This window comes from Eisenbergiella porci (assembly GCF_009696275.1).
Classification (GTDB): Bacteria; Bacillota; Clostridia; order Lachnospirales; family Lachnospiraceae; genus Eisenbergiella; species Eisenbergiella porci.
On sequence record NZ_VUMI01000048.1, the window covers coordinates 13,067 to 38,334 of the forward strand.

Here is a 25,268-nt window from a genome sequence, read left to right on the forward strand (position 1 = left end):
GCGTATGTTTGTATGTTTCCGGCAAAATGATGTTTTGCTGATATTTTTAAAAGGCAGATTGGAATATGATAAAAGTAGTATCCTTTGATGTTGGGCATACGTTAATAAAATACAATAATCCCTTAAGCTGGACTTCCTTATATCGTCCTGCGCTTTGTGAAGCAGCCGCTAAATGCAATATAGTTTTGGCAGACGGTATGATGGACGCTGCAGCAGAAATTCTTAAGGACTTTGCAATGCTTACTGATTATATTGATTTAATTCTGACTTCTGTAGATGTAGGCTACAGAAAACCATGTAAAGAAGGATTTCTAAAAACGGCAGAGTGTTTTAATATACTGCCAAACGAAATGATTTATGTGGGAGATGAAGAAAAAGATATAGTTGGGGCAAACAGTGTCGGGGCGGTTTCAGTGCTGATTAATAGAAGCAAATTAGTTGCAAACGGATAATAATACGGGAAAACGGCAGGTTACCGTTAAAGGTTGTAATATACGAACCTGTTTCAGCAGCGGATAAGCTTCCGTGTTTGCTATATATCCATGGCGGCGCGTTCAGTTATAAGGCGTCAGTCCATCATAAAAAGCTTGCCTGTATCTATGCATTGGAAGCAAACTGCAGGGTGGTCTTTCCGGATTATCATCTGTTGCCGGAGCATCCATATCCAACGGCATATCAGGATGTATTGTCCGTATATAAATGGCTGTTAAAGAATGCGGAAAGCCTGCGTATTGACAGAGAACTGATTGGAATCGCAGGAGATAGTTCCGGCGGGGCAATTGCTGCTGCGATTTGCAATGCATATGAAAAAGAAGCTTTGCCCATTCCCTGTGCACAGATGTTAATATATCCGGTGACAGATGCGTCCATGTCCACGAAATCCATAAAATTGTACTCTGATACTCCATCATGGAATTCCCAAAATAACAAAAAAATGTGGGAATTCTATTTAAAGAACGTAACAGTAGAAAACATCAGGAACGCATCGCCCATGCAGAATGTGTTGCCTCATAAGCTTCCGGATACGTACATTGAAACAGCAGAATATGATTGCCTGCATGATGAAGGAATTTTGTATGCTGAAAGACTGATGGAAGCAGGGGCGAAAGTTGAGTTGAACGACACAAAAGGCACAATTCACGGATATGATTCGGCAATAAAGACACAAATTGCACAGAATAACATAGAAAAAAGGATTTTATTCTTAAAAAAGTGCTTTAGCTACGGAAATTGACCCCATGCCCGTCAAGTTGCGAAATGGGAATTAAATGTACTGAAAGCGAGAGATGTTTCCTGACTGAGTCTGGAAACTGCGGCCCTCCATTAGAAGCCGGGCGCAGTTTCGGACTTTTTTTATTGCCGCGGCGCATCTGACTGCATTTTAGCAATAAGCGCATTGATTTCATCCGCCTGCATTCGCTGCAGCTTTCTGAAATAGGAAAATACAGCGGTTACAATGACTAAAAAAATCAGGGTGAAAATAATAAGCTGCCTGGCCGAAAAGGAATGCCAGAAAATGATACGGAATACTGCCAGGTTCACCACATACAAAATCAAGGACTCTGTAATGCAGTACTGCCTCCATGTCCTGAATTCAACATGATCCAGGGCAATATCCACCCCTTGGCACAGCAATATGATCAGAAACAGGACCAGGACGGTGAAATCATACCCTTCGGTATCAATACCGCTCAGCATATTCAGGGCGGCATTGGCAAGAAGCAGCAGGGTAAAACAGATACAGGTGGACGGCGCCCGTACGGTCAGAAAATTTTTCATACATTTGCTCCTTTCAGCTTTTCCTTCAGAGGTTCGATATAATTTCGCGTAATTACCAGTTTTTCTCCATTTTGCAGGGTGGCCTCCAGCCGGTGGTTGTACAGCGGCCGCACACTTTGCAGGAAGCTGGTGTTGACCAGACAGCTTTTGCTGATCCTGGTAAAGGAAGTGCGGGAAAGGCGGGCCTCCAGGGAGGCCAGAGTCTCCCGGCAGTAGTACACCTCTTTCTCCAGATAAAGATAGGTTCTTCCATCTGCGGAATCCATAAAAAATATCTTCTCCAGCGGCAGCTGGAATTCCTTATCCTCCTGATAGCCCGTCAGGGAAAGACCAAATTGCCTGATATGTCCGGCCAGCTGCTCCAGCCGGGAATCCATGCGTGCACAGCGGATGGTAATTTCAGTTTCAGTAATCTGACGATCCTGATGGATTATCAGCTTCATGGAACCTCCTCACAATTACGTTAATAGGTGTTAAAAATGCCGTATATCCGTTCTTTTTTCAATGCCCCGGAATAAAACGCCGGCCTTTCTTTTTCGCATAAGTTGCGTATTCTGCATTCTTCATACTTTTTCCTGATTTCTTTCGCCTCCGTTTTTTCCCCAGTCAGACAGACAATGCGCCCGTGAAACAGGAGCAGATATCTGCCGGCCAGATTGCTGAAAAGGTTTAAATCGTGGGAGGATATCAGAAAGGTCACTTTATCCCTGCGTGCGGTTTCGGCTGTCATAGATTTCAGCGGCTCCCTTGCGCCGATGCCCATCCCCTTCTTCACTGAAAAATACATGATATTGTCACATACGGTATTTTTATAACGCAGTACCCGTTCCCCAGCGGGAATAAATATGATATTTGTCATATAAAGTATAGGTCAGCCCTTCTTTCCTCTGGGATTGAGGTTATTATAGCCGGACAGCAGAGGAAATACAATGTGGCACAGGATAAGATACCCTCGGGCACAACAAGATGCCATTTGGTTTATGTAAGGTTCGGATTGCTGATATTTTACATAGATTTTACATAACCTAAGCGTGTACTTTACACTCACCTGTTAAAATAATGATGGACAATGAGAAAATGCCGTGGTCCGGCCAAAATCCGGAGGACAGCAGTTTTTCATTGGAAACATAGGAAAAAGATACCGCCCCGAAGCGGAATGAGGGATACGTCAGGATTTCGAGTAAGTTTCAGACAGCGATATCCGTTGATGAGGGCAGAGGAGAGATGAGATGTCTATTAATGATGTAGGAATGTTGTTTTCTTTCATCGGCGGCCTGGGAATGTTCCTTTACGGGATGAATATCATGGCCGACGGCCTTCAGAAATCAGCCGGAGGAAAAATGCAGAAGCTGATGGGCTTTCTGACAAAAAACAGGCTGATGGCTATTCTTGTAGGCGCAGGAGTCACCGCTATCATACAGAGCTCTTCAGCCACTACGGTTATGGTGGTAGGCTTTGTAAATGCAGGTATGCTGGAGCTTGCCCAGGCAGTGGGCGTTATCATGGGCGCCAATATCGGTACTACCATTACGGCATGGATTGTTTCCATGAGCGAATGGGGGAGCGTAATGAAGCCGGAATTTTTTGCCCCGCTGCTTTTGGGGATCGGCGCGTTCCTCGTACTTTTTACAAAATCAGAAAAAAAGAAAAAAATCGGAGAGATTCTGGTAGGCTTCAGTATCCTGTTTATTGGCCTTTCCTTCATGTCCGATGCGATTAAGCCATACAGAGAAGCGCCCATATTTGCACAGGCTTTTGCCGTCCTTGGCAGGAATCCCGTTCTCGCGGTGCTGGCCGGCGCTGTGGTTACCGCCATTATCCAGAGCTCCTCGGCTTCTGTGGGTATCCTGCAGACGCTGGCGCTCAACGGTGTGGTAAACTGGCAGTCCGCTGTGTTCATTACGCTGGGCCAGAATATCGGGACCTGTGTGACAGCCCTGATTTCCAGCGCGGGTGCCGGGAAAAATGCAAAAAGAGCCTCTGTTATCCACCTGTTGTTCAATGTCATCGGCGCTGTGGTTTTCGGCATTATCATGTTTGTCCTGTTCCGTTTTAATGCGGCATGGGGCGCGGCAGCCATTAACAGCGTGGAAATTTCTGTTTTCCATACGATTTTCAACGTTCTAAATACCCTGATGCTGATTCCTTTTGCAAATAAGCTTGTCAAGCTTTCTACCTATATAATAAGGGATGATAAGGAAGCGGAGATCGCAGAAATAACGCCGGCAGGGGAAATGCGCCGCCATCTGGACGAACGTATTCTGGAAAACCCTGCATTTGCCATGGATACCGTGATGGGAGAGGTAAATATGATGGGTCAGTCCGCCCTGGAAAACCTGAAGGCGGCCCTGGAAGGCGTGGAGACAGGCAACAAGGAACTGATCCGATCTGTATTTGATAAGGAAAAAATCATAAATGAAATGGAAAAGGTTTTAACCTCCTTCCTTGTGAGGGTGGATAATCTTTCCCTTACCGAGGGACAGCATAAGGTGGTAAAAAATCTTTTCTATACCATCAGTGACCTGGAAAGGGTGGGAGATCACGCGGAAAATATCGCGGAGCTTGCCGAAAATATGCGCAAGGATGAGATCTCCTTTTCCAAGAAAGGCTTCAAAGATTTGAAGCTGATTTCCAGTGAAACCATACTGGCGCTGGAAAGCGCGCTGAAGGCCAGGGAGCTTTCCAGCACACAGGATGCAATTCAGGAAGCGGATTATGAAAGGAATGTGGATAAGCTGGAGGATGAGCTGCGGGAGAAGCACATCCAGCGTCTTTCCAAAGGGAAATGCGAGCCGGAAAGCGGCGTGGTATTCCTGGATCTGATTAGCAATCTGGAAAGAATCGCGGATCATGCCACCAACATTGCGGGGTATGTGGTCAGCGAATCCCGCAAACCACTTCCTGCGCTGGATGAAGAGTGATATACTGTTGTCATAAGATCCAGACACTCCTCGGTACCGGATTTTGTGCAACAGGTGTAGGAAATAATGGCGTTTGGCGGAATGGAGAGTAGGATGCAGAAGATATTTGTGATTGAGGATGATGAGAATATCCGGAATCTGGTGAAAATTGCTTTGGAAGGTTATGGCTATCAGGTGGCGGCTTTTGAGACTGCGGAAGAAGCGTTGGAGGTTGTTGGGAGGGAGAAGCCGGATTTGGCGGTTTTTGATTTAATGCTTCCCGGCATGGATGGTCTTTCTGCGATTCGGATTATCAGGGGGCGGGAGGATGAGCTGAAGAGTATGCCGATTATTGTGCTTACGGCTAAGGATAAGGAGTACGATAAGGTGGTGGGGCTGGACGGCGGCGCGGATGATTATGTGACTAAGCCCTTCGGGGTTTTGGAGCTGGCGGCGAGAATTCGTTCGTTGCTTAGAAGGGCGTCCGAGCAGCAGCCTGTGCAGTCCGAGGGAAAGGTGCGTCTGGGCGGTTTATGTGTGGATACGGCGGCCAGGGAAGTGGCCATGAACGGGGAGCCGGTGGTTCTGACTTATAAGGAATATGAGCTTCTTATGTATCTGATCGATAACCGGGCCAGAGTGGTGGAGCGGGATGAGCTTCTTAACAAACTCTGGGATTATACGGCAGACATAGAAACGCGTACACTGGACATCCATATCCGTACCCTGCGCCAGAAGCTGGGCGAGGAAGGCAGCAGATATATTAAGACTATCCGCAGCGTGGGCTATCGTTTTGTGCTCCCGCAGGAGACGGAAAACAGGGATAATTAAATTATGAAACGAGCGATATTACTCCGGTTCGTAGCGATACTCATGCTGGCCCTCGCGGTCAGCAGTGTTTTTTCTTACTATTTTATCGGCAAAAATATGCTGAAAAGCAATCGGGAATCCATGCTGAATACCATTCATGTGGTGGACTATTCCCTGAATTATGACGGGGATCTGCAGGAACAGCTCAGCCGTCTGCATGAAGCGACCATGGATGAAAATTCCCGCGTCACCATTATCGGTGAAGACGGCACGGTAGTGGCGGACAACGAAATTGAACAGGTGGATTCCCTGGAAAACCATCTGGAGAGGGAAGAGGTGAAAGAGGCGCTGCGCAGCGGCTCCGGTTTTGCTACCAGGAATTCGGAAAGCCTGGGGGAGAACATGCTGTATGTGGCGGTTCATTCCAAGAAGGGACCCTATGTGGTGCGCATGGCGGTTCCTTATACCAATATGCTGGATTATATGATACTGATTTTCCCGGTGCTTCTTCTGGGCACAGGGATTGCCTTTGCCATGAGCGTCGTCATCGCCGTGCGTTTTACAAATACGATTACCACGCCCTTAAATGAGATCTCCAGGGAGATGGAAAAGGTGCGCAGCGACAATCCCAGTTTTACCTTTAAAACCTATAAATATAAGGAACTGAACGTGATTTCCGCAACCACCATGAAAATGGCGGAGGAAATCCGGGAGCACATGGACCGCCTGGAAAAGGAAAAACGTATCCGCCAGGAATTTTTCAGCAATGCCTCCCATGAGCTTAAAACCCCTATCACATCGGTGAGAGGCTATGCGGAGCTGCTGGATCAGGGCTTTGTGACGGATGAGGCCGTCAAAAAGGATTTTATTGCCAGGATTCTGAAGGAAACGGACAATATGACCAATCTGATCAATGATATCCTCATGATATCCAGGCTGGAAGCCAAGGAAGCGGAGGTGACCTATTCCACGGTGCGAATGGTGCCGCTGCTTACGGAAATTTTTGAATCTGTCGAACCCATTGCCGCGGAATATCAGGTAACGCTTCATAAGGAATGCGAGCCTGTCTCCATAGAGGCCAGCGCCAAACAGCTTCGGGAGCTGATTATGAATCTGGTCAGCAACGGCATCAAATACAACCATCCCGGCGGTAATGTATGGGTTGAAATCAGCGCCAGGGGGACGGATATGTGCGTTCGTGTCCGCGACGACGGCTGCGGAATCAGAAAGGAAGATCAGGACAGGATCTTCGAACGCTTCTACCGCGTGGACAAAGGACGCAGCAAAAAGATGGGCGGCACAGGGCTTGGCCTGTCCATCGTAAAACATATTGCGGAGTACTATAACGGTCATATTGAACTGGAAAGCGAGCCGGGGAAAGGCAGCTGTTTTACGGTGACGATCCCGGGAAATCAGACGAAAAGTTGACAACTTCGCGGCTTTGCGGTAAACTTAGTCCTATATTCAGGTATATTACTGCTATGTGTATTGTGCTTGGACAAAGTACCTGGGTCTAAAGGAGGAGAAAAAATTATGGCAGAAACGAAGAAAACCGAAGCAAAGGAAACTGTAAAACCTGTTGAGAAAATCGCTGCAAAAGCTGATGCGCCCAAAATCGAAACCAAAGAACCCGAAAAAACACCAGCAGTAAAAGCGGCCGTAAAAGAGCCCGCAGAGGCAAAGGCACCTGCCAAAAAGGCGCCTGCAAAGAAAACAGCTGTAAAAAAGGAAGCTGTGAAGAAAGAGACAGTAAAGAAAGAAACCGTAAAGAAGGAAACTGTGAAGAAAGAGCCTGTTAAGAAAGCCCCTGTGAAAAAAGCGGCTGAGAAGCCCGCAGCAGCCCCTGCGAAAAAAGCAGCGGCCAGGGAAGAGATCAAAGAGACAGTAACCGTACAGTTTTCAGGAAAATCCTACTCATCGGAGGATCTGGTAAAAATTGCGAAGGACGTATGGAAATATGACCTGGGCAGGAACGAAGAAGAGTTCAAAACCGTGGAACTGTATGTAAAGCCGGAAGAGAGCAGTGTATATTATGTAATCAACGGAGACGTTACCGGCAGCTTTGCCATCTGATCCCAGGGAACAGAGGACTGTATTACATAGAACCGTTCTGACGCAGCATAAGGCTGCATATAACTTCACATCATTTACACGCCGTATCCGGACAGGAACGGCGGATCTTTTGTCTGATCCGTCCGATTCCGGCCTCTTTAAGGATACGGCGTTTCTTTTGAAAATGTTTCCCCATGCAGGGATATTTGATTTTTTCTTAAGTTTACGTTCATGATTTTCATATTTTTTTCACTAATTTATTTCAAAAAACGAGTTGACAACGTTTGGGAGAAGTGATAATGTATGTTCAGAAGGTGTTAGCACTCCCAAGGGTTGAGTGCTAACAACTTAAAAAAGAGGTGAGGTAATGCAGAGCGAACTGGATGAACGTAAAATGAAGATTCTGCAGGCTATCATCCGGAACTATCTGGAGACGGGAGAGCCGGTGGGCAGCAGGACAATTTCCAAATATACGGATTTGAACCTGAGTTCAGCTACCATCCGCAATGAGATGGCTGATCTGGAAGAGCTCGGTTATATCATTCAGCCTCATACCTCGGCAGGCAGGATCCCTTCCGATAAAGGCTACCGTCTTTATGTGGACAGCATGCTGGAAGAGAAGGACAGGGAAGTCGCTGATTTGAAGGAGCTTCTCGTGGAGAAGGAAGATAAGATGGAACATCTTCTCCAGCAGGTAGCGAAGGTTCTTGCGGTAAATACCAATTATGCGGCAATGATTTCATCGCCGCTTTATCATGGAAACAAGCTGAAGTTCATTCAGCTTTCAAGAGTGGATGAACATCAGGTGCTGGCGGTTATCGTTGTGGAAGGCAATGTGATTAAGAACACAATGCTCCACGTGGACGAGGCGCCTGATCAGGAAACCATGCTTAAGCTCAACATCCTGCTGAATACGCATTTAAACGGCAAATCCATGGATGAGATCAATCTGGGGACAATAGCCAACCTGAAGCAGCAGGCAGGAATACACAGCAGCATGGTGGGAGAAATTATCGATGCGGTGGCGGAAGCCATTCAGGCGGATGAAGACCTGGAGATTTATACCAGCGGCACCAACAACATCCTTAAATATCCGGAGCTGGCGGATAAGGAGCTGGCCGGACAGCTTATTACCACATTTGAAGAAAAACAGGCATTAAACCAGATAGTTCAGGAAACACTTGCTGATGAGAACAGCACCGGCATACAGGTATATATCGGTGATGAGACCCCGGTACAGACAATGAAGGACTGCAGTATTGTTACAGCAACCTATGAACTGGGAGAAGGAATGAAAGGGACGGTGGGAATCATCGGACCGAAGAGAATGGATTACGACAGAGTCGTGGGCATTCTGAAGAATCTCATGAGCCAGCTGGATACGCTGTATAAGAAAAAATAGAAGTGTCAGGTACACAGAATGGAGTGAAGCAGAAAATGGAAAATAAAGATAACCGTAATCTGGAAGAAGAGATGGACACTGCTTCTGAGGCGAAGGCCGGAGAAGAGACAGCAGAAGCTCCCAGGACAGAGGAAACGGCAGACGCGGATACTGATTCTTCCGAAGGAAACGGAGAAGGCGGTGAAGCCGGGGCATCGGAGAATACCCAGGAGGATTCCGAACAGGCGGAGGATAATTCCTCTGTAGAAAAAGAGGGATTCTTCAAAAAGAAAAAGAAAGATAAAAAAGAAGAGGCCTTCAAAGTGCAAATTGACGAACTGGAAGACAGGATAAAACGTCAGATGGCCGAATTTGAAAACTTCAGAAAACGTACCGACAAAGAAAAGGCAGCAATGTTCGAAACCGGAGCAAAAAGTGTGATAGAGAAAATCCTCCCGGTGGTTGACAACTTTGAAAGAGGTCTGGCAGCCGTACCGGAGAATGAGAAGGATTCCGCTTTTGTGGAAGGCATGAACAAGGTATATAAACAGCTGATGACCGAGCTGGACAACATGGGAGTAAAACCCATCGAAGCTGCAGGTCAGGAATTCGATCCTAATTTCCACAATGCAGTGATGCATGTGGAGGATGAGGAATACGGTGAGAACATCGTAGTGGAGGAATTCCAGAAGGGTTACACATATCATGACGCTGTGGTAAGACACAGTATGGTTAAGGTGGCAAATTAAGTATTTCAGGCATGGCCTGATGAAATAGCCGTATTAAGCGGTAGAATGGAGGAGAATCATGAGCAAAATTATTGGTATCGACTTAGGTACAACAAATAGCTGTGTGGCAGTAATGGAAGGTGGAAAGCCCACCGTTATCGCCAATGCGGAAGGCGCAAGAACAACACCCAGTGTTGTCGCATTCACCAAGACAGGGGAAAGACTGGTAGGAGAGCCTGCAAAGCGTCAGGCAGTAACCAACGCGGACAGAACGGTTGCTTCCATCAAGAGACATATGGGAAGCGACTACAAGGTAGACATTGACAGTAAGAAATACTCCCCGCAGGAAATTTCCGCAATGATTCTGCAGAAGCTGAAAGCAGATGCGGAGAACTATCTGGGAGAAAAAGTAAACGAAGCTGTTATCACAGTTCCCGCTTACTTCAATGACGCACAGCGTCAGGCAACCAAGGATGCAGGAAAGATCGCAGGCCTGGATGTTAAGCGTATCATCAACGAGCCTACGGCAGCAGCGCTTGCCTATGGCCTTGATAATGAAAAAGAACAGAAAATCATGGCATACGACCTGGGCGGCGGTACCTTCGATGTTTCCATCATCGAAATCGGTGACGGCGTAATCGAAGTACTTGCAACCAACGGTGATACACGTCTGGGCGGTGATGATTTTGATAATAAAGTAATCGACTGGATGGTAAGCGAATTCAAGAAGCAGGAAGGCATCGACCTTTCCGGCGACAAGATGGCTATGCAGAGACTGAGAGAAGCTGCAGAAAAAGCCAAGAAAGAGCTTTCCAGCGCAACAACAACCAACATCAACCTTCCTTTCATCACAGCAACTGCAGATGGACCGAAGCACTTTGATATGGATCTGACAAGAGCCAAATTTGACGAACTTACCCATGACCTGGTGGAAAGAACAGCAATCCCCGTGCAGAACGCCCTGAGAGATGCGGGAATCACAGCATCTGAGCTTGGCAAGGTATTGCTGGTAGGCGGTTCCACACGTATTCCTGCCGTACAGGATAAGGTAAAACTGATGACAGGCCATGAGCCCAGCAAGACCCTGAATCCGGATGAATGTGTTGCTATCGGCGCTTCCATCCAAGGCGGCAAGCTGGCAGGCGACGCAGGCGCAGGCGATATCCTTCTTCTGGATGTTACTCCGCTGTCCCTGTCCATTGAAACCATGGGCGGTGTTGCTACAAGGCTGATTGAGAGAAATACTACCATTCCTACAAAGAAGAGTCAGATTTTCTCCACAGCGGCAGATAACCAGACTGCAGTTGATATCAACGTACTGCAGGGTGAAAGACAGTTTGCAAAGGATAACAAATCTCTCGGCCAGTTCAGACTGGATGGTATCCCGCCGGCAAGACGCGGTGTTCCTCAGATTGAAGTTACCTTTGATATCGATGCCAACGGTATCGTAAATGTATCCGCAAAGGATCTGGGTACAGGAAAAGAACAGCACATCACCATTACTGCAGGCTCCAATATGTCTGAAGGCGATATCGAAAAAGCGGTGAGGGAAGCTTCTGAGTACGAGGCTCAGGATAAGAAGAGAAAAGAAGCGATTGACACAAGAAATGAAGCTGATTCCTTCGTATTCCAGACAGAAAAAGCGCTGGAAGATGTAGGTGACAAGATTCCGGAAGCTGACAAGGCAAGCGTACAGGCAGATCTGTCTGCTCTGAAGACTCTGCTGGATCAGACCAAGGATCAGGAAATGACAGAATCCCAGGTTGCAGATATGAAGGCTGCCCAGGAAAAACTGATGCAGAGCGCACAGACCCTGTTCTCCAAGGTTTATGAGCAGGCACAGGCAGCCGGCGGCGCAGCAGGCGCAGGCCCCGACATGGGCGGTGCAGCCGGAAGCGCAGGCTCCGCACCGGATGATGATGTAATTGACGGTGATTTCAGAGAGGTTTAAGCTTAACAAAAATACAACACTAGGGGGCACTGCCGTGTCCCTTAGTGTTGCGTTCAGAAAAAGATGATTCTGCGGTGAATGCAGAACCAAGGGAGGCATATTTATGGCGGAACAAAAGAGAGATTATTATGAGGTCCTAGGCGTTGAGAAGAATGCTGACGACGCAGCCATTAAGAAAGCATACAGAGTCCTCGCCAAAAAATACCATCCTGATATGAACCCGGGAGATGCGGAGGCGGAAAAGAAATTTAAGGAAGCATCGGAGGCATATGCGATACTGAGTGATCCTGAGAAACGGCGCCAGTACGACCAGTTCGGCCATGCAGCCTTTGACAACGGCGCGGGTGGCGGCGGCTTCGGCGGCTTTGATTTCAACAGCGCAGATTTTGGCGATATTTTCGGTGATATATTTGGTGATTTCTTCGGCGGCGGATCCCGCAGAAGCGGCAGGGCGAGCAATGCACCCATGAAGGGCGCCAATCTTCGTACCAGTGTGCACATAACCTTCGAAGAAGCGGTATTCGGTACATCTAAGACCATAGAACTGAATGTAAAGGAAGAATGTAAGACCTGTCACGGAACGGGAGCCAAGGAGGGCACACAGCCCATTACCTGTCCCAAGTGCGGCGGTAAGGGCCAGGTGGTGTTTACCCAGCAGTCCTTCTTCGGCACGGTCCGCAATGTACAGACCTGTCCGGACTGTAACGGCACCGGCAAGGTAATTAAAGATAAATGTACTGACTGCCATGGAAGCGGTTATGTACCCATGAAGAAACGGTTTGAGGTGGATATCCCTGCGGGAATCGACAACGGCCAGTGCAAGCGTCTGGCTGGCATGGGAGAACCGGGCGTCAACGGCGGCCCGAGGGGAGATGTGCTTGTAGAAGTCATTGTAGGGCGTCATCCCATATTCCAGCGCCAGGATTACAATATCTATTCCACGGTCCCTGTATCCTTTGCCGTAGCGGCTCTTGGCGGCGAGGTAGTTATTGATACGGTGGACGGCAAGGTTATTTACGATGTGAAGCCCGGAACCCAGACGGACACCAAAATCCGCCTGAAGGGAAAAGGCGTTCCCAATCTGCGGAACAAAGAGGTGCGCGGCGACCACTACGTAACTCTTGTAGTCCAGGTACCCGACAAGCTTTCCGGCGAAGCCAAGGAACTGCTCAGAAAATTCGACGAAGTTTCCGGCGACAGCCTGAATGCGGCGAAGAGAATGGGCGATGGCGGAGCTGCGGAAGGGAAAGAAAAGAAGAAAAAAGGATTCTGGAAATAGGAATTTCCGGATTCCTGACAGATAACAAAAGGCAGCCCGCGGGGCTGCCTTTTGTATATAGCGGCGTTTCCCCGGAGGGAACGGGTGGATAACAGGCGAGCGCCTTAGGAACGCTTTGGATAAGGGAATGCTATAAGAACGGAGTACAGCTGTCAGGAGAGCGGCTTAAAATAAATCCGGCTGTCCTCACCGCCCGTATCCGGCCGGTTTTCCATGTAAACAAATCCGTATTTTTCATAGAACCCAATATGATCCGTAGCCAGATATACTTTTTCATGTCCCTGCCTCCTGGCTTCTTCACAAGCATGGCTGATAGTTTGCTCACTGTATCTGTGTCCCCGGTACTCAGGCGCTGTAAATACAAACCCCAGCCAGGGAAACAGCCGGATATCATCGATACAGTCCTGATGTGTCAGGGTAACAAAGGAAACAAGTTCATCCCCATCGCACAGAAGAAACAGCTTGCCGCCTGTTCCCAGCACCGTTTCAAACCGGCCGTCCCTGAGCAGCACTGCCAGATATTTTGCTGCGCCCCAGTCGCAGCTCCCGATTTTTTCTATCCAGCATTCTTTTTTTCCATCTTCAAAATATTCGATTATCTGCATAAAGGGCCTCCTTGAAAATGATTTTTTCCCCACATGGACCTGTGCCATCCGGTATTCTGCGCGCGTATACGGACGGCAGCCGACGCGGCGGATGCCGGTATGTCTTGATGCGGAAGTGGGACGGGGACTGGCCTTCGACCATATAGAGGCGGTCCGTATGGGGCTGCAACGTTTGTAACGGCTGTAAATGACAGTTTATACTTAACTGCTGTTGAACCCGGGTAATCCTTGCTAAGCCGACATGCCTATGATAGACTGGAAGCTGATAGAATTGTGAAGCTGTAACTCAACGGAGGTAAAGCATGAAAAAGCCATTACCAATAGGTGTTGATGATTTGAACTGTTAGATAAAAAAGGAGATGTAAATTTATTTACAATAAGAGAACTGGCCAATGAATTCGACAGGCATAGGAAAATAAAAGAGAGGCTTTCTCCTGAAAAAGCGGTCAGATATCAAAAAATTCTGGAGGAAACCGCTTCCGAAGATGATTTTTCAGGAGCCCTTCAGTTTTTAAGCGAGGCTCTTTGGGAGAGTACAGGCCAAAAATCGATCATATTAATAGATGAATATGATGTTCCGCTGGAAAATGCTTATTTAAATGGTTTCTATGAAGAAATGTCGGATTTTATCCGTTCGCATTTTGAATCTGCCTTAAAGTCAAACCCTTATCTTGAGTTTGGAGTGATCACGGGATGCCTGAGAATAACAAAAGAGTCGATTTTTACAGGGTTGAATAACCTGAAAATGGTATCAATCCTCAGCAATATATATGATGAGTACTTTGGTTTTACGCAAAAGGAAACCGAGGCGTTGTTAGATGAATACGATCGGGCAGATAAGATGGAAACAATGAAGGAATGGTATAATGGTTATCGGTTTGGTAATGCCGAGGTCTATAATCCCTGGAAAATTTTATCTTGCGTTTTAACTTATTGAAACAACAGTTGGTTAATGGTATAATATGCCGGAGTATGAACTTGAAGGAAAGATGATTGACCTTAAAAGGTATAGTACCGGCGCTGCCGGATAAATACATACTTTCGGGGGACAGGCAGTTATTGCAGGAAGGAAGTAAGAAATGCGCTCTGAAAAAAAAGATGGAATACAGAAGGTTTCTTTGAGCTTTATCTTTACAGCAGATACCTTTCGGCTGGATAAAACAAAGGCATCTGTGCTGCCTGCACATAAGGAATGGAAGGAACGTTTTGGAAAGAACCGATATAAAGCCTTATTTTATTTGGGATTTGGGGAAAGGCCAGAAGAGGCGTCGGCTTCTTTTGGCTATCTTCATTTATTGTCGGAGCAATTTCTGAAATCCTTGACAGCGCACGCAGGGCTGGAGCTGGCAAGGGAAGAAATTGAGGTTGACCTTGAGGAGGATACGGCAGAGCTGCTTCTGAACGCAGCGCCTTATGGAATCGGCAGTGAGTATATAACAAAGCGCTGGCTGGAGGGGATATACCGAAGGCTTACCCAGGCCTATGTTTATGAAATCAGTCAGTATGAGGGAACGGTAGAAATGTTTCTGGCTGAAAACAGTCAGAATTTGAAGGCGCCGGAACGGATTTTTTTTCATCTGGTAGAGAATAAGAAGGATTTTGAGGAGCCCTTTGCTTTTCTTGCAACCTATGCTACGAAGGATGAGACAGGTAAACTGCGCCATATGCCGCTGCAGTATGCTTTGACGGAGTATAAGCATCAGAGGGAAAAATTACTGGAGCTGCTGTCCTGTCTGAACAGAGCGGCAGAGAAATCACCGTTTATTTCTCAGATTGTGGAAAGCGGAGAAATGTTTTATCCTCTGCAGGTGACGGCTGATGAGGCTTATGAATTTTTAAAGGCAATTCCTGCCATTGAAGAGACGGGAATTTTATGCAGAATTCCGAATTGGTGGAAGAAGCATTACGCATCGCCATCGCTGTCTGTCAGTCTTGGCGAAAAGAAACCGGCGCTGCTTGGATTTGATTCACTGATCAGTGTACAGCCAAAGCTGATGGCGGGCGGCGTGGAATTGAGCCGGGAGGAGATAAAACAGCTGCTCTCTCAGACGGAGGGACTGGCATGGCTGAAGGGGCGCTGGGTGGAGGTAGATCACAGGAAACTCAAAAAGCTCCTGGAGGAAATGCAGGAATTCCCGGAGATGGTCACCTTGAAAGAAGCGCTGCGCATGGATTTGGAGCGGGGGACTGGCAAAGAAGACCTGTCAAAGGAAGGCTGGGCGGGGATTACCAATGGTACATGGCTTGCCACCCTGATGCGTAATTTGCGAATGCCGGGTACAATCAGCCAGGCGGCGGTTCCTAAAACCCTGTGCGCTGATCTGCGTCCATATCAGAAAACAGGATATACCTGGCTTTCTTATATGGCCAGACTTGGTTTTGGAGCCTGCCTTGCCGATGATATGGGACTTGGAAAGACGGTTCAGGTCATTGCTTTTTTGGAAAAGCTTCGGAATACCGATGCTGATGCGCGGGTATTGCTGGCGGTTCCGGCTTCCTTATTGGGAAACTGGAGGAAGGAAATCGGGCGGTTTGCCCCTGCCATGGATTTCCGGATTCTGCATGGAAGGGCGGCGGCCGATGAGGAACAGGAGACCTTTCTTACAATTACAACGTATGGTATGGTCAGCCGGCTGGACAAGCTGAAGGAACAGCAGTGGACGGCGGTGATTTTGGATGAGGCGCAGGCAATCAAGAACCCTGCCACAAAGCAGACCAGAGAGGTCAAGAAGCTGCGGGCCGGTATTCGGATTGCAATGACGGGAACTCCCATTGAAAATGATTTAACGAACCTGTGGTCATTATTTGACTATCTGAATCCCGGATTGATGGGAAACAGTAAGGAATTTCACGATTTTGCAAAAGGACTGGAAAGCCATCCGGAGGGGTATGGCAAGCTGAAGAATATGGTGAACCCTTTTATTCTCCGGCGATTGAAATCGGATAAGAGTATTATTGCGGATCTTCCGGATAAGCTGGAACGTGTGGACTATGCAGGGCTTAGCAAAAAGCAGATTGTACTTTACCGGAAGCAGGTGGCGGAGCTTGCAAAGCAGGTTGAGGAGGCGGAAGGGATTCAGAGAAAGGGAATCGTACTTTCTGCGATCACAAAGCTCAAGCAGATCTGCAATCATCCGGATCAGTTTTTGGGCCAGGAGGTGTTTGAACCGTCTGAGAGCGGTAAATTCCAGATGCTGCAGGAAATCTGCCAAACCATTTACGAGAAGCGGGAACGGGTGCTGGTATTTACCCAGTATAAAGAGATGACAGAACCTCTGGCGGCTTTTCTGGAGCAGGTTATGGGCCAGCCGGGGTTGGTGCTGCATGGAGGTACCCGTGTGGGAAAACGGGCGGAGCTGGTGGATATGTTTAATGGAGAGGAGTATATTCCGTTTATGGTGCTTTCAGTGAAGGCGGGAGGAACCGGGCTGAATCTGACAGCGGCAAATCATGTCATCCATTTTGATCGCTGGTGGAATCCGGCAGTGGAAAACCAGGCCACCGATCGAGCCTACAGGATCGGCCAGGATAAGAATGTAGTGGTCCATAAGCTGGTAAGCGAAGGGACGATTGAAGAAAAGATTGATCAGCTGATAAATGCAAAGAAGGAACTGGCGGATAATGTGATTGGGAAGGGCGGTGAAAACTGGATTACCGAAATGAACAATGAGCAGCTCCTGGCGATGATGCGGCTTGAGTTATAATATAGAGGGGATGGAAACATGAGCAGATATTGGAATACGGAAGGCACATATAGCCAGATCCCGGTGGAGGAGTTGAGAAGGAAGGCAAGAGAAAGCGCCGGTAAAGCGAGAAAAAAAGGGCAGGAGCTGGAGCCGGTCATTGTAAAGGACAAGAAGATCTGTACAAGCTGGTGGGGACAGGCATGGTGCGTCAACCTGGAACAGTATGCTGATTACAGCAGCCGTCTGGACAGAGGAAAGCGTTATGTGCGCTCCGGAGCGGTTATCGATTTAAAGGTACAGAAGGGAAGAATAGAGGCCAGGGTACAGGGTACGAGAAAGACGCCATATAAGGTCGAAGTCCGGATCAGTCCGATGACTGAGGAGCAATGCCAGAAGATTATACAAAAATGCGGGAAAAAAATTGAAAATATGGAGGCGCTGATACAGGGCAGTATTCCGGAGGAATTAAAAGAAATTTTTACCGGAGCGGACGGTCTTTTTCCTACGCCGCGGGAAATCAGTTTTTCCTGCAGCTGTCCGGACTGGGCCCTGATGTGCAAGCATGTGGCGGCTGTTATGTACGGTATCGGAGTGCGTGTGGATGAAAATCCCTTCTTCTTTTTTGAATTGCGTGGAATTGACGTGGAGCGTTTTATTGATGTTACGCTTGAAAATAAGGTGGAAGCAATGTTGGAGAATGCTTCCAGGCCAAGCAGCAGAATCATTACAGATGAAGATGCATGGCAGATTTTCGGACTGTGAAAAATGAGGAATAGGTTAAGGCCTTCTGTAAGGAGCATATAATATGAAATGGAAAAAATTCAGGATAAAAACAATAACGGATGCGGAGGACATAATTATCAGCACCCTTTATGATATTGGCCTGGAAGGGGCGCAGATCGAGGATAAGGTGCCGCTGACAGCCGCGGAAAAGGAGCAGATGTTCGTCGACATCCTGCCGGATGGGCCGGAGGATGACGGGATTGCGTGGCTCAGCTTTTTCGTGGAGGAAACAGAGGACGGGCATCTTCTGGTAGTCGGCAAAGAGACGGACGAGGAGTCCGTTATGGAAAATGTGCGCAGAAAGCTGGAGGAGCTGCGGGTATTCTGCGACATCGGAGAAGGAAGCATTTCCGTGGATGAGACGGAGGATATCGACTGGATCAATAACTGGAAGCAGTATTTTCACCAGTTTTATATTGATGATCTCCTTGTTATCCCTTCCTGGGAAGAGGTGGAGGAAACGGATAAGGACAAGCTGGTCCTTCATATTGATCCTGGTACCGCCTTCGGGACGGGGATGCATGAGACAACACAGCTTTGCATCAGGCAGCTGAAAAAGTTTGTGACGCCGGAAACCGTGCTTCTGGATGTGGGCACCGGCAGCGGAATCCTGGGGATTCTTGCGCTGATGTTCGGAGCAAGGAGCGTGGTGGGAACTGATTTGGATCCCTGCGCAGTGGAAGCGGTACGTGAAAATCTGGAATCCAATCATATTGACCCGGATAAATTTGAAATGATGATTGGCAATATCATTACGGAAAAAGAAGTTCAGGATCGGGTGGGGTATGGCTGTTATGATATTGTGGCGGCAAATATCCTGGCTGATGTACTGGTAAACCTGACGCCGGTGATCTGCAGCCAGCTGAAGCCGGGCGGAATCTATATTACTTCAGGAATTATAGATGACAAGGAAACAACGGTGGTAGATGCGGTAAAGGCTGCCGGGCTGGAGCTTCTGGAGGTCAATTATCAGGGGGAATGGGTTGGCGTGACGGCGAGAAAGCCAGTGTGACAGTAACAGCCAGTTTGACAGGAGAGCGGGAATCGGAATGTATCAGTTTTTTGTGGAGCCCGGGCAGATTCAGGGAAAGACGGTTACCATCACGGGAAGTGATGTGAATCATATTAAGAATGTACTGCGTATGAGGCCGGGAGAGGAAATCGCTGTAAGCAACGGCGTTGATGGACGGGAGTACAGATGCGGGATTGAGGAAATCCGGGAGGACGAGGTGGTTTGCACGCTTCGTTTCATCAAAGAGGATGGGCTGGAGCTGCCTTCCAGGATTTACCTGTTCCAGTGTCTGCCCAAGGCGGATAAAATGGAGCTTGTCATCCAGAAGGCGGTGGAGCTGGGGGCCTTTGCGGTGGTGCCTGTGGCGGCTAAGCGCTGTGTGGTAAAGCTGGATGCGAAAAAGGTAAAGAGCAAGCTGGCAAGGTGGCAGGGAATTGCCGAGTCTGCGGCCAAGCAGAGCAAACGCCGCATCGTACCGGAGGTAATGCCGGTGATGTCCATGCAGGAGGCGCTGCATTTTGCAAAGGATATGGATGTGAAGCTTTTTCCTTACGAGCTGGCTGAAGGGATGGGAAAGACAAAGGAGTTGATCGCAGGCATCCGCCCCGGCCAGTCCATCGCGGTTTTCATCGGGCCGGAGGGCGGTTTTGAGGATGGTGAGGTGGAGGCTGCTTCGGAGTGCGGTTTCGTGCCGGTGACACTGGGGCGGCGCATTCTGCGGACGGAAACGGCAGGCTTTACCGTGCTTGCCTGGATTATGTATCAGCTGGAGGCGGATCAGGGCGTTTAGGAGTACCAATTGTCGAAAGCAGACATATAATAAGTTAGGCGGATTCCGATTGGGGAGTCCGCGCTTCTTTACCGGCAAATCAAATACAGAAAGTTGGGAAAAATTATGGAATGCTATCTGGATAACTCTGCTACGACAAAATGCTTTGACAGCGTAGCGGCTATCATGACCCAGGTCATGTGTCAGGACTATGGCAATCCATCCAGTATGCACATGAAAGGAGTGCAGGCAGAGCAGTATCTGCGCTATGCCAAAGATGTGATTGCAAGAATCCTGAAGGTGAATGAAAAAGAGATTTTCTTCACCTCGGGAGGTACGGAATCGGATAATCTTGCCCTCATCGGAAGCGCTTATGCAAACTGCCGGGCAGGAAGGCATCTGATAACAACCTCTATTGAACACCCGGCAATCCTGCAGACGATGCAGTATCTGGAAGGACAGGGCTTTGAAGTGACTTATCTGCCGGTGGACTGCTATGGGCGGATCCGGCTGGAGGATTTGGAGTATGCAATGAGGCAGGATACGATTCTGGTATCCATTATGCATACGAATAATGAGCTCGGTTCCCTGCAGCCTGTCGCTGAGGCGGGCAGGCTGATTAAACAGATGAATCCGGGAACGCTTTTTCATGTGGATGCGGTGCAGGGATTTGGTAAATACAGGATTCTGCCGAAAAAAATGGGAATCGATATGCTGTCTGTGAGCGGACACAAGATTCATGGGCCCAAGGGCGTGGGATTTCTTTATATCAATGAAGCGGTAAAAATCCAGCCGATTATTTTCGGCGGGGGCCAGCAGCGCGGCATGCGTTCCGGGACGGAAAATGTACCGGCAATTGCAGGGCTGGCGAAGGCCGCCGAGGAGATGTATGGAAATCTGGATGAGGATGTGAACAGGCTGTATGCTTTGAAGCAGATGTTTATTGACGGTGTGACACAGCTGGACGGCGTGCAGATTAACGGGCTGACCGGGCGTGAGAGCGCGCCTCATGTTATCAGTGTATCTTTCCGGGGAATCCGGAGCGAGGTTCTGCTGCATGCGCTGGAGGAGCGGGGAATTTATGTTTCTTCGGGAAGCGCCTGTTCTTCCAATAAGCCGGGAACGGCGGCATCGGCTACGCTGCGGGCGATTGGTCTGGATAAGGAGCTGATGGGCTCTACGCTTCGTTTCAGCCTGTCGGTGTTTACCACGGAGGAAGAGATCCGTTATGCGTTGAATGCGTTGTATGAGATGGTGCCCATGTTGCGCAGGTTTACAAGAAGATAGAGTCGGCGTCCGGCCTTTTGGCCGGACGGAAAACCGGCAGGAGTCGTTGGGCTGTCGGGCGGCACGTGAAAAGCAGCCGGGCAGGGCAGGATAGGAGGATGTATGGTTTTTAAGGCGTTTTTGATAAAGTACGCGGAAATCGGCGTAAAGGGAAAGAACCGGGGGATTTTCGAGGATGCGCTTGTGCAGCAGATTAAGTATGCGCTGAAGCGGTGTGAGGGAGATTTTGCGGTTCATCGTACCCGGGGCAGAATCTATGTGGACGTGCTGTCTGAGGAGTATGATTATGATGAGACAGTGGAGCATCTGCAGAGGGTGTTCGGTATCGCGGAAATCTGTCCGATGGTGCAGGTGGAGGACGAAGGGTTTGACAAGCTGTGTGGTACGCTTGTGGAATATATGGACGATGTGTATGCGGACAAGAATATTACGTTCAAGGTGAGTGCGAGAAGGGCAAGGAAGAATTATCCGCTGGATTCTATGACGATCAATTCAGAGGTGGGCGGCATCCTGCTGGATGCGTTCCCGGATATGAAGGTGGATGTGCATAAGCCGGATGTGATGCTGTATATTGAGATCCGGGAGAAGATTTATATTTATTCCATAGAGATTCCCGGGCCGGGAGGAATGCCGGTGGGGACGAATGGTAAGGGGATGCTGCTGCTTTCGGGAGGGATTGATTCTCCTGTAGCGGGGTATATGATCGCAAAGCGCGGTGTGAAGATTGATGCGGTTTATTTTCATGCGCCTCCGTATACGAGCGAGAGGGCGAAGCAGAAGGTGGTGGATCTGGCAAAGCTGGTGTCAAGGTACAGCGGGCCGATTTATCTGCATGTGGTGAATTTTACGGATATTCAGCTGTATATTTATGAGAAGTGTCCGCATGATGAGCTGACGATAATTATGAGAAGGTATATGATGCGGATTGCGGAGATGATCGCAAGGGATACGGAGTGTCTGGGGCTGATTACGGGCGAAAGTATCGGGCAGGTGGCTTCGCAGACGATGCATTCGCTGGCGGCTACGGATGATGCGTGTGAGATGCCGGTGTACAGGCCGCTGATTGGGATGGATAAGCAGGAGATTATTGATATTTCTGAGAGGATTGGGACGTATGAGACGTCGATTTTGCCGTTTGAGGATTGTTGTACGATCTTTGTGGCAAAGCATCCGGTGACGAAGCCGAATTTGAATGTGATCCGGAAGCATGAGAGGTTTTTGGATGATAGGATCGATGAACTGGTGAAGTCGGCGGTGGAGTCGAAGGAGCTGGTGGTTGTGGGGAAGGATTGAGATGGTTTGGGGAGAGGAGTGAGGGGCGGGCTCGGGTAGTCGCTGCGCTGTCCCCATCGCTAATGGGGGAGGAGGAAGGCTCGGGACCGGGGTCCCATCGCTTATGGGAGGAGGGGGAAGGCTCGGGACCGGGGGCCCATCGCTTATGGGAGGAGAGGGAGAGGGAGACGGGCTCGGGACGGGCACCCCATCGCACGGGTGGATCGAGCCGGACAGGTTTCAGAATCCCCTGCGGGAATTCTGAAACTTTGCGGCTGTCGCCGCATGCAAATCCCCAAATAAGAACTGCCCGAAATGCAGATAATAAAGGGCGGTTATCTGTATTTCGGACAGTTCTTATTTGGGGTTTGCGCCCGGCTCGTAGCTATAAAAAAAGAAAGGAACAAGTTCCCTTTCCCTTCTTTTTTGTGGGGTGGTCTCTTGCCCTTTTCTCTCATTTGTTTTAACTTGGACGGTTGCGGGAAGGATTAAACCATGTAAGGCTTGAGTACTTCCAGAACTTCGTCAGAGTTATCTTCAGCATGGATGTTCAGGTCGATCGGCTTGGATAAGTCGAGGCTGAAGATGCCCATGATTGATTTTGCATCGATTACGTATCTTCCGGATACTAAATCAAAGTCATAATCAAATTTGGTAATGTCATTAACAAATGATTTTACCTTATCAATGGAATTTAATGAAATCTTAACGGTTTTCATTTTGTTTTACCTCCTTATTTGTTGGATAACAATGGCCGGCATACCGGTTACGTTATCTTATACCTTCTGCTTACATATTAAAGGGATGGGGGGTAAAAGTCAAGCACCAAACATGACAAAAATAGTGGGGAATAATATGAAAAGTGTAGCATTACATAATTTGGGTTGTAAAGTAAATGCCTATGAGTTAGAGGTAATCGGACAAAAGTTACAAGAAAAAGGATACGATATTGTATCATTTGATAAAAAAGCGGATATATATATCGTAAATACGTGTACTGTGACAAATATTGCGGACCGGAAAAGCCGGCAGATGCTGCATCGGGCGAAGAAGATGAACCCGGATGCGGTGGTGGTGGCAGTGGGCTGTTATGTGCAGGCGGGGAAGGAAGAGGCATTGCTTGACGGCAGTATCGATCTGGCTGTGGGCAATAACAGGAAGAAGGATATTGTGGAGATTCTGGAGGCCTTTCTTGCAAAGCGGGAGAAGGCCGGCGGGAGGGAATCCGGCGGTGATGTGTGGGAGGAGAAGACGCTTTCCCGGCGTTCTGTAGTGGATATCAGCCGGGAGGAGGCATATGAGGAGATGACGCTGCTTCGGCCTCAGGATGAGGATGAGGTCGGTAGAGAAGCCGGTTCTAACGTGGGACGCGGCCCTGAAGATGGGGATCCGGCAGGCGTTGGCGGAGGGACTTTTGGTGTCGGCGGAGAGTCCGGAGAGATGGCGCTGTCTGCCCATACGAGGGCTTATATCAAAATCCAGGACGGCTGTAATCAGTTTTGTTCCTATTGTATTATACCGTATGCCAGGGGCCGGGTGCGCAGCAGGCGTCAGGAGGATGTGCTGCGGGAAATCAGGGGGCTGGCGGAAAGCGGTGTTAAAGAGGTAGTCCTGACAGGGATTCATCTGAGCTCCTACGGGATGGATTTCATTGATAAAACAGATGGGGATTATCTGGAAAACGGGAAGGATTTGCGGGGAACAGCCATGGAAAGGGCGTATCTGCTGAATCTGATCCGGGATATTGCAGCTGTTGACGGGATTGAAAGAATCCGGCTGGGATCACTGGAGCCGAGGATTATTACGGAGGAGTTTGCCGGCGGCCTGGCTGCGCTTCCCAAGGTGTGCCCTCATTTTCATCTTTCCCTGCAAAGCGGCTGTGATGAAACCTTAAAAAGAATGAATAGACATTATACGACGGAGGAATACTATGACAAGGTGGCGCTTCTCAGGCGTGTTTTTGCCAATCCCGCGGTTACGACAGATGTGATTGTAGGATTCCCCGGGGAAACGGAGGAAGAATTTGCGGTGACAAAGCGTTTCCTGGAGAAGGTGAATTTCTTCGAAATGCATGTGTTTAAGTATTCCAGGCGTCGGGGAACCGTGGCTGCCGCCATGGATAATCAGGTGCCGGAGCAGGTGAAGGCGCAGCGCAGCGCCGGGCTGCTGGAGCTGGAGCGGCAACAGTCAGCGGCATACAGACAGGGCTACATAGGGAATGGAATTACGATTCTCACGGAAGAAGCCAGGGAAATTGACGGAAAAGAGTATCGTATCGGCCATACCGAAACGTATGTGAAGGCGGCGGTTTTGGCAGAGAAGGCGGGAGGAAACCAGTTAATATCCGGCAGGGCAGTAAGACTGCTTGAGGAAGATATCCTTCTGCTGGAAAACTAGATCCCAGGATTTCTCCGTCTGGCCTGTACAGAGGATTTCCCTGCGAGTGCCTTTGTGTATGGATGTGGAAAAAACGGACCGAAGATAAAAAAGACATTATTACAAAAAAACGGATTCGTTATTGCACACATTAAATTACGTTGAAATTTTCCGGAAAGTAGAGTAAGATAGAATGGAACAGGTATCTTGACAGGAATGCCGCCCCCTGTTTTATATGAAAACGGCAGGCGGAAGACGGAATGGAGTATAAAATGCAGGACCAGGATTTTGGCAGCACGCAGTATTTTAAGGTGGAAAAAGAGCCGGAGAACGGGGTAAAGGTTATCCTCGCTGCGGTTTATGAAGCACTGACGGAAAAAGGTTATAACCCGGTTGACCAGATAGTGGGATATATTATGTCCGGAGATCCGACTTATATTACCAGCCATAAGAACGCAAGAGGCATGATTATGCGTGCGGAGCGCGACGAGCTGGTGGAAGAGATGCTCAAGGAGTATATTAAGAACAATAACTGGGACAAGCGGTAAGCGCGGCCTGACGGAACGGCAGGGGGCTGCGGCCGGGAACGGGTGGACCC

Annotated in this window: 24 protein-coding genes; 19 read left to right on the forward strand and 5 right to left on the reverse strand. The window is 48.6% G+C overall.

Annotation, left to right across the window (positions count from 1 at the left end; all coding sequences use genetic code 11):
• Positions 1 to 65 precede the first annotated feature (65 nt).
• Both FYJ45_RS22025 and FYJ45_RS22030 read left to right on the forward strand, forming a co-directional pair.
• Entirely contained in the window at positions 66 to 452 is a 387-nt protein-coding gene (locus FYJ45_RS22025) for an HAD family hydrolase (protein WP_154467246.1), read from the forward strand.
• A gap of 38 nt (positions 453 to 490) precedes the next feature.
• A complete protein-coding gene (locus tag FYJ45_RS22030; RefSeq protein WP_276893106.1) occupies positions 491 to 1,234 on the forward strand; it encodes an alpha/beta hydrolase in 744 nt (247 codons plus the stop codon).
• A gap of 119 nt (positions 1,235 to 1,353) precedes the next feature.
• Here the strand turns inward: FYJ45_RS22030 and FYJ45_RS22035 are convergent, their stop codons facing one another.
• From FYJ45_RS22035 to FYJ45_RS22045, 3 genes are read right to left on the reverse strand one after another with little or no spacing between them, the layout of a single operon-like run.
• Positions 1,354 to 1,779, reverse strand: coding sequence for a hypothetical protein (locus tag FYJ45_RS22035; protein WP_154467247.1), 426 nt, complete (start codon positions 1,777 to 1,779; stop codon positions 1,354 to 1,356).
• Complete coding sequence (locus tag FYJ45_RS22040) at positions 1,776 to 2,222, reverse strand: LytTR family DNA-binding domain-containing protein (RefSeq protein ID WP_154467248.1); 447 nt, start codon at positions 2,220 to 2,222, stop codon at positions 1,776 to 1,778. The genes FYJ45_RS22035 and FYJ45_RS22040 overlap by 4 nt, the downstream gene beginning before the upstream one ends.
• Before the next feature lie 20 nt (positions 2,223 to 2,242).
• Positions 2,243 to 2,638: a hypothetical protein gene (locus FYJ45_RS22045; protein ID WP_154467249.1), complete on the reverse strand. Its 396-nt coding sequence runs from the start codon at positions 2,636 to 2,638 to the stop codon at positions 2,243 to 2,245.
• A gap of 370 nt (positions 2,639 to 3,008) precedes the next feature.
• Here FYJ45_RS22045 and FYJ45_RS22050 point away from each other — a divergent pair, with 370 nt between their 5' ends.
• The 8 genes from FYJ45_RS22050 (at position 3,009) to dnaJ (ending at position 12,880) form a co-directional block, all read left to right on the forward strand.
• Positions 3,009 to 4,700, forward strand: a complete 1,692-nt coding sequence (locus tag FYJ45_RS22050; RefSeq protein WP_154467250.1) for a Na/Pi cotransporter family protein — start codon at positions 3,009 to 3,011, stop codon at positions 4,698 to 4,700.
• A gap of 93 nt (positions 4,701 to 4,793) precedes the next feature.
• Positions 4,794 to 5,510, forward strand: coding sequence for a response regulator transcription factor (locus tag FYJ45_RS22055; RefSeq protein ID WP_117545578.1), 717 nt, complete (start codon positions 4,794 to 4,796; stop codon positions 5,508 to 5,510).
• A gap of 3 nt (positions 5,511 to 5,513) precedes the next feature.
• Positions 5,514 to 6,917, forward strand: a complete 1,404-nt coding sequence (locus tag FYJ45_RS22060) for a sensor histidine kinase (protein WP_021634607.1) — start codon at positions 5,514 to 5,516, stop codon at positions 6,915 to 6,917.
• A gap of 105 nt (positions 6,918 to 7,022) precedes the next feature.
• On the forward strand, positions 7,023 to 7,562 hold the full coding sequence (locus FYJ45_RS22065; protein WP_154467251.1) for a DUF6465 family protein: 540 nt from the start codon (positions 7,023 to 7,025) through the stop codon (positions 7,560 to 7,562).
• Between the two features lie 346 nt (positions 7,563 to 7,908).
• Positions 7,909 to 8,943 (forward strand): heat-inducible transcriptional repressor HrcA, encoded by a 1,035-nt coding sequence (gene hrcA / locus FYJ45_RS22070; RefSeq protein ID WP_021634604.1) that lies wholly within the window; start codon positions 7,909 to 7,911, stop codon positions 8,941 to 8,943.
• Between the two features lie 35 nt (positions 8,944 to 8,978).
• Complete coding sequence (grpE, locus tag FYJ45_RS22075; RefSeq protein ID WP_154467252.1) at positions 8,979 to 9,671, forward strand: nucleotide exchange factor GrpE; 693 nt, start codon at positions 8,979 to 8,981, stop codon at positions 9,669 to 9,671.
• 58 nt (positions 9,672 to 9,729) lie between these two features.
• Positions 9,730 to 11,601, forward strand: coding sequence for a molecular chaperone DnaK (gene dnaK, locus FYJ45_RS22080; RefSeq protein ID WP_154467253.1), 1,872 nt, complete (start codon positions 9,730 to 9,732; stop codon positions 11,599 to 11,601).
• Between the two features lie 103 nt (positions 11,602 to 11,704).
• Complete coding sequence (gene dnaJ, locus FYJ45_RS22085; protein WP_021634601.1) at positions 11,705 to 12,880, forward strand: molecular chaperone DnaJ; 1,176 nt, start codon at positions 11,705 to 11,707, stop codon at positions 12,878 to 12,880.
• Positions 12,881 to 13,032: 152 nt separating this feature from the next.
• Here dnaJ and FYJ45_RS22090 read toward each other — a convergent pair whose 3' ends face one another.
• A complete protein-coding gene (locus FYJ45_RS22090; RefSeq protein WP_195841936.1) occupies positions 13,033 to 13,485 on the reverse strand; it encodes a GNAT family N-acetyltransferase in 453 nt (150 codons plus the stop codon).
• A gap of 385 nt (positions 13,486 to 13,870) precedes the next feature.
• Between FYJ45_RS22090 and FYJ45_RS22095 the strand changes: the two genes are divergently transcribed.
• The 7 genes from FYJ45_RS22095 (at position 13,871) to thiI (ending at position 22,315) form a co-directional block, all read left to right on the forward strand.
• Positions 13,871 to 14,422: an AAA family ATPase gene (locus FYJ45_RS22095; RefSeq protein ID WP_235930957.1), complete on the forward strand. Its 552-nt coding sequence runs from the start codon at positions 13,871 to 13,873 to the stop codon at positions 14,420 to 14,422.
• A gap of 142 nt (positions 14,423 to 14,564) precedes the next feature.
• On the forward strand, positions 14,565 to 17,189 hold the full coding sequence (locus FYJ45_RS22100; RefSeq protein WP_154467256.1) for a DEAD/DEAH box helicase: 2,625 nt from the start codon (positions 14,565 to 14,567) through the stop codon (positions 17,187 to 17,189).
• An 18-nt stretch (positions 17,190 to 17,207) separates the two neighbouring features.
• Positions 17,208 to 17,933, forward strand: coding sequence for an SWIM zinc finger family protein (locus FYJ45_RS22105; protein WP_154467257.1), 726 nt, complete (start codon positions 17,208 to 17,210; stop codon positions 17,931 to 17,933).
• Positions 17,934 to 17,976: 43 nt separating this feature from the next.
• Complete coding sequence (prmA, locus tag FYJ45_RS22110; protein ID WP_154467258.1) at positions 17,977 to 18,966, forward strand: 50S ribosomal protein L11 methyltransferase; 990 nt, start codon at positions 17,977 to 17,979, stop codon at positions 18,964 to 18,966.
• 37 nt (positions 18,967 to 19,003) lie between these two features.
• Positions 19,004 to 19,756, forward strand: a complete 753-nt coding sequence (locus tag FYJ45_RS22115) for a 16S rRNA (uracil(1498)-N(3))-methyltransferase (RefSeq protein ID WP_154467259.1) — start codon at positions 19,004 to 19,006, stop codon at positions 19,754 to 19,756.
• A 105-nt stretch (positions 19,757 to 19,861) separates the two neighbouring features.
• Positions 19,862 to 21,022 (forward strand): cysteine desulfurase family protein, encoded by a 1,161-nt coding sequence (locus FYJ45_RS22120; RefSeq protein WP_021634593.1) that lies wholly within the window; start codon positions 19,862 to 19,864, stop codon positions 21,020 to 21,022.
• Between the two features lie 102 nt (positions 21,023 to 21,124).
• Positions 21,125 to 22,315 (forward strand): tRNA uracil 4-sulfurtransferase ThiI, encoded by a 1,191-nt coding sequence (gene thiI, locus FYJ45_RS22125; RefSeq protein WP_154467260.1) that lies wholly within the window; start codon positions 21,125 to 21,127, stop codon positions 22,313 to 22,315.
• A 467-nt stretch (positions 22,316 to 22,782) separates the two neighbouring features.
• Here thiI and FYJ45_RS22130 read toward each other — a convergent pair whose 3' ends face one another.
• Positions 22,783 to 23,013 carry an HPr family phosphocarrier protein gene (locus tag FYJ45_RS22130; protein ID WP_009251471.1) on the reverse strand — a complete coding sequence of 77 codons (231 nt, stop codon included), beginning with the start codon at positions 23,011 to 23,013 and terminating at the stop codon, positions 22,783 to 22,785.
• 136 nt (positions 23,014 to 23,149) lie between these two features.
• On the opposite strand from FYJ45_RS22130, the gene mtaB reads away from it, so the two are divergent.
• A complete protein-coding gene (gene mtaB, locus FYJ45_RS22135; protein ID WP_154467261.1) occupies positions 23,150 to 24,691 on the forward strand; it encodes a tRNA (N(6)-L-threonylcarbamoyladenosine(37)-C(2))-methylthiotransferase MtaB in 1,542 nt (513 codons plus the stop codon).
• 251 nt (positions 24,692 to 24,942) lie between these two features.
• Positions 24,943 to 25,218, forward strand: coding sequence for an IreB family regulatory phosphoprotein (locus FYJ45_RS22140; protein ID WP_025488388.1), 276 nt, complete (start codon positions 24,943 to 24,945; stop codon positions 25,216 to 25,218).
• The last annotated feature ends 50 nt before the right edge of the window (positions 25,219 to 25,268 follow it).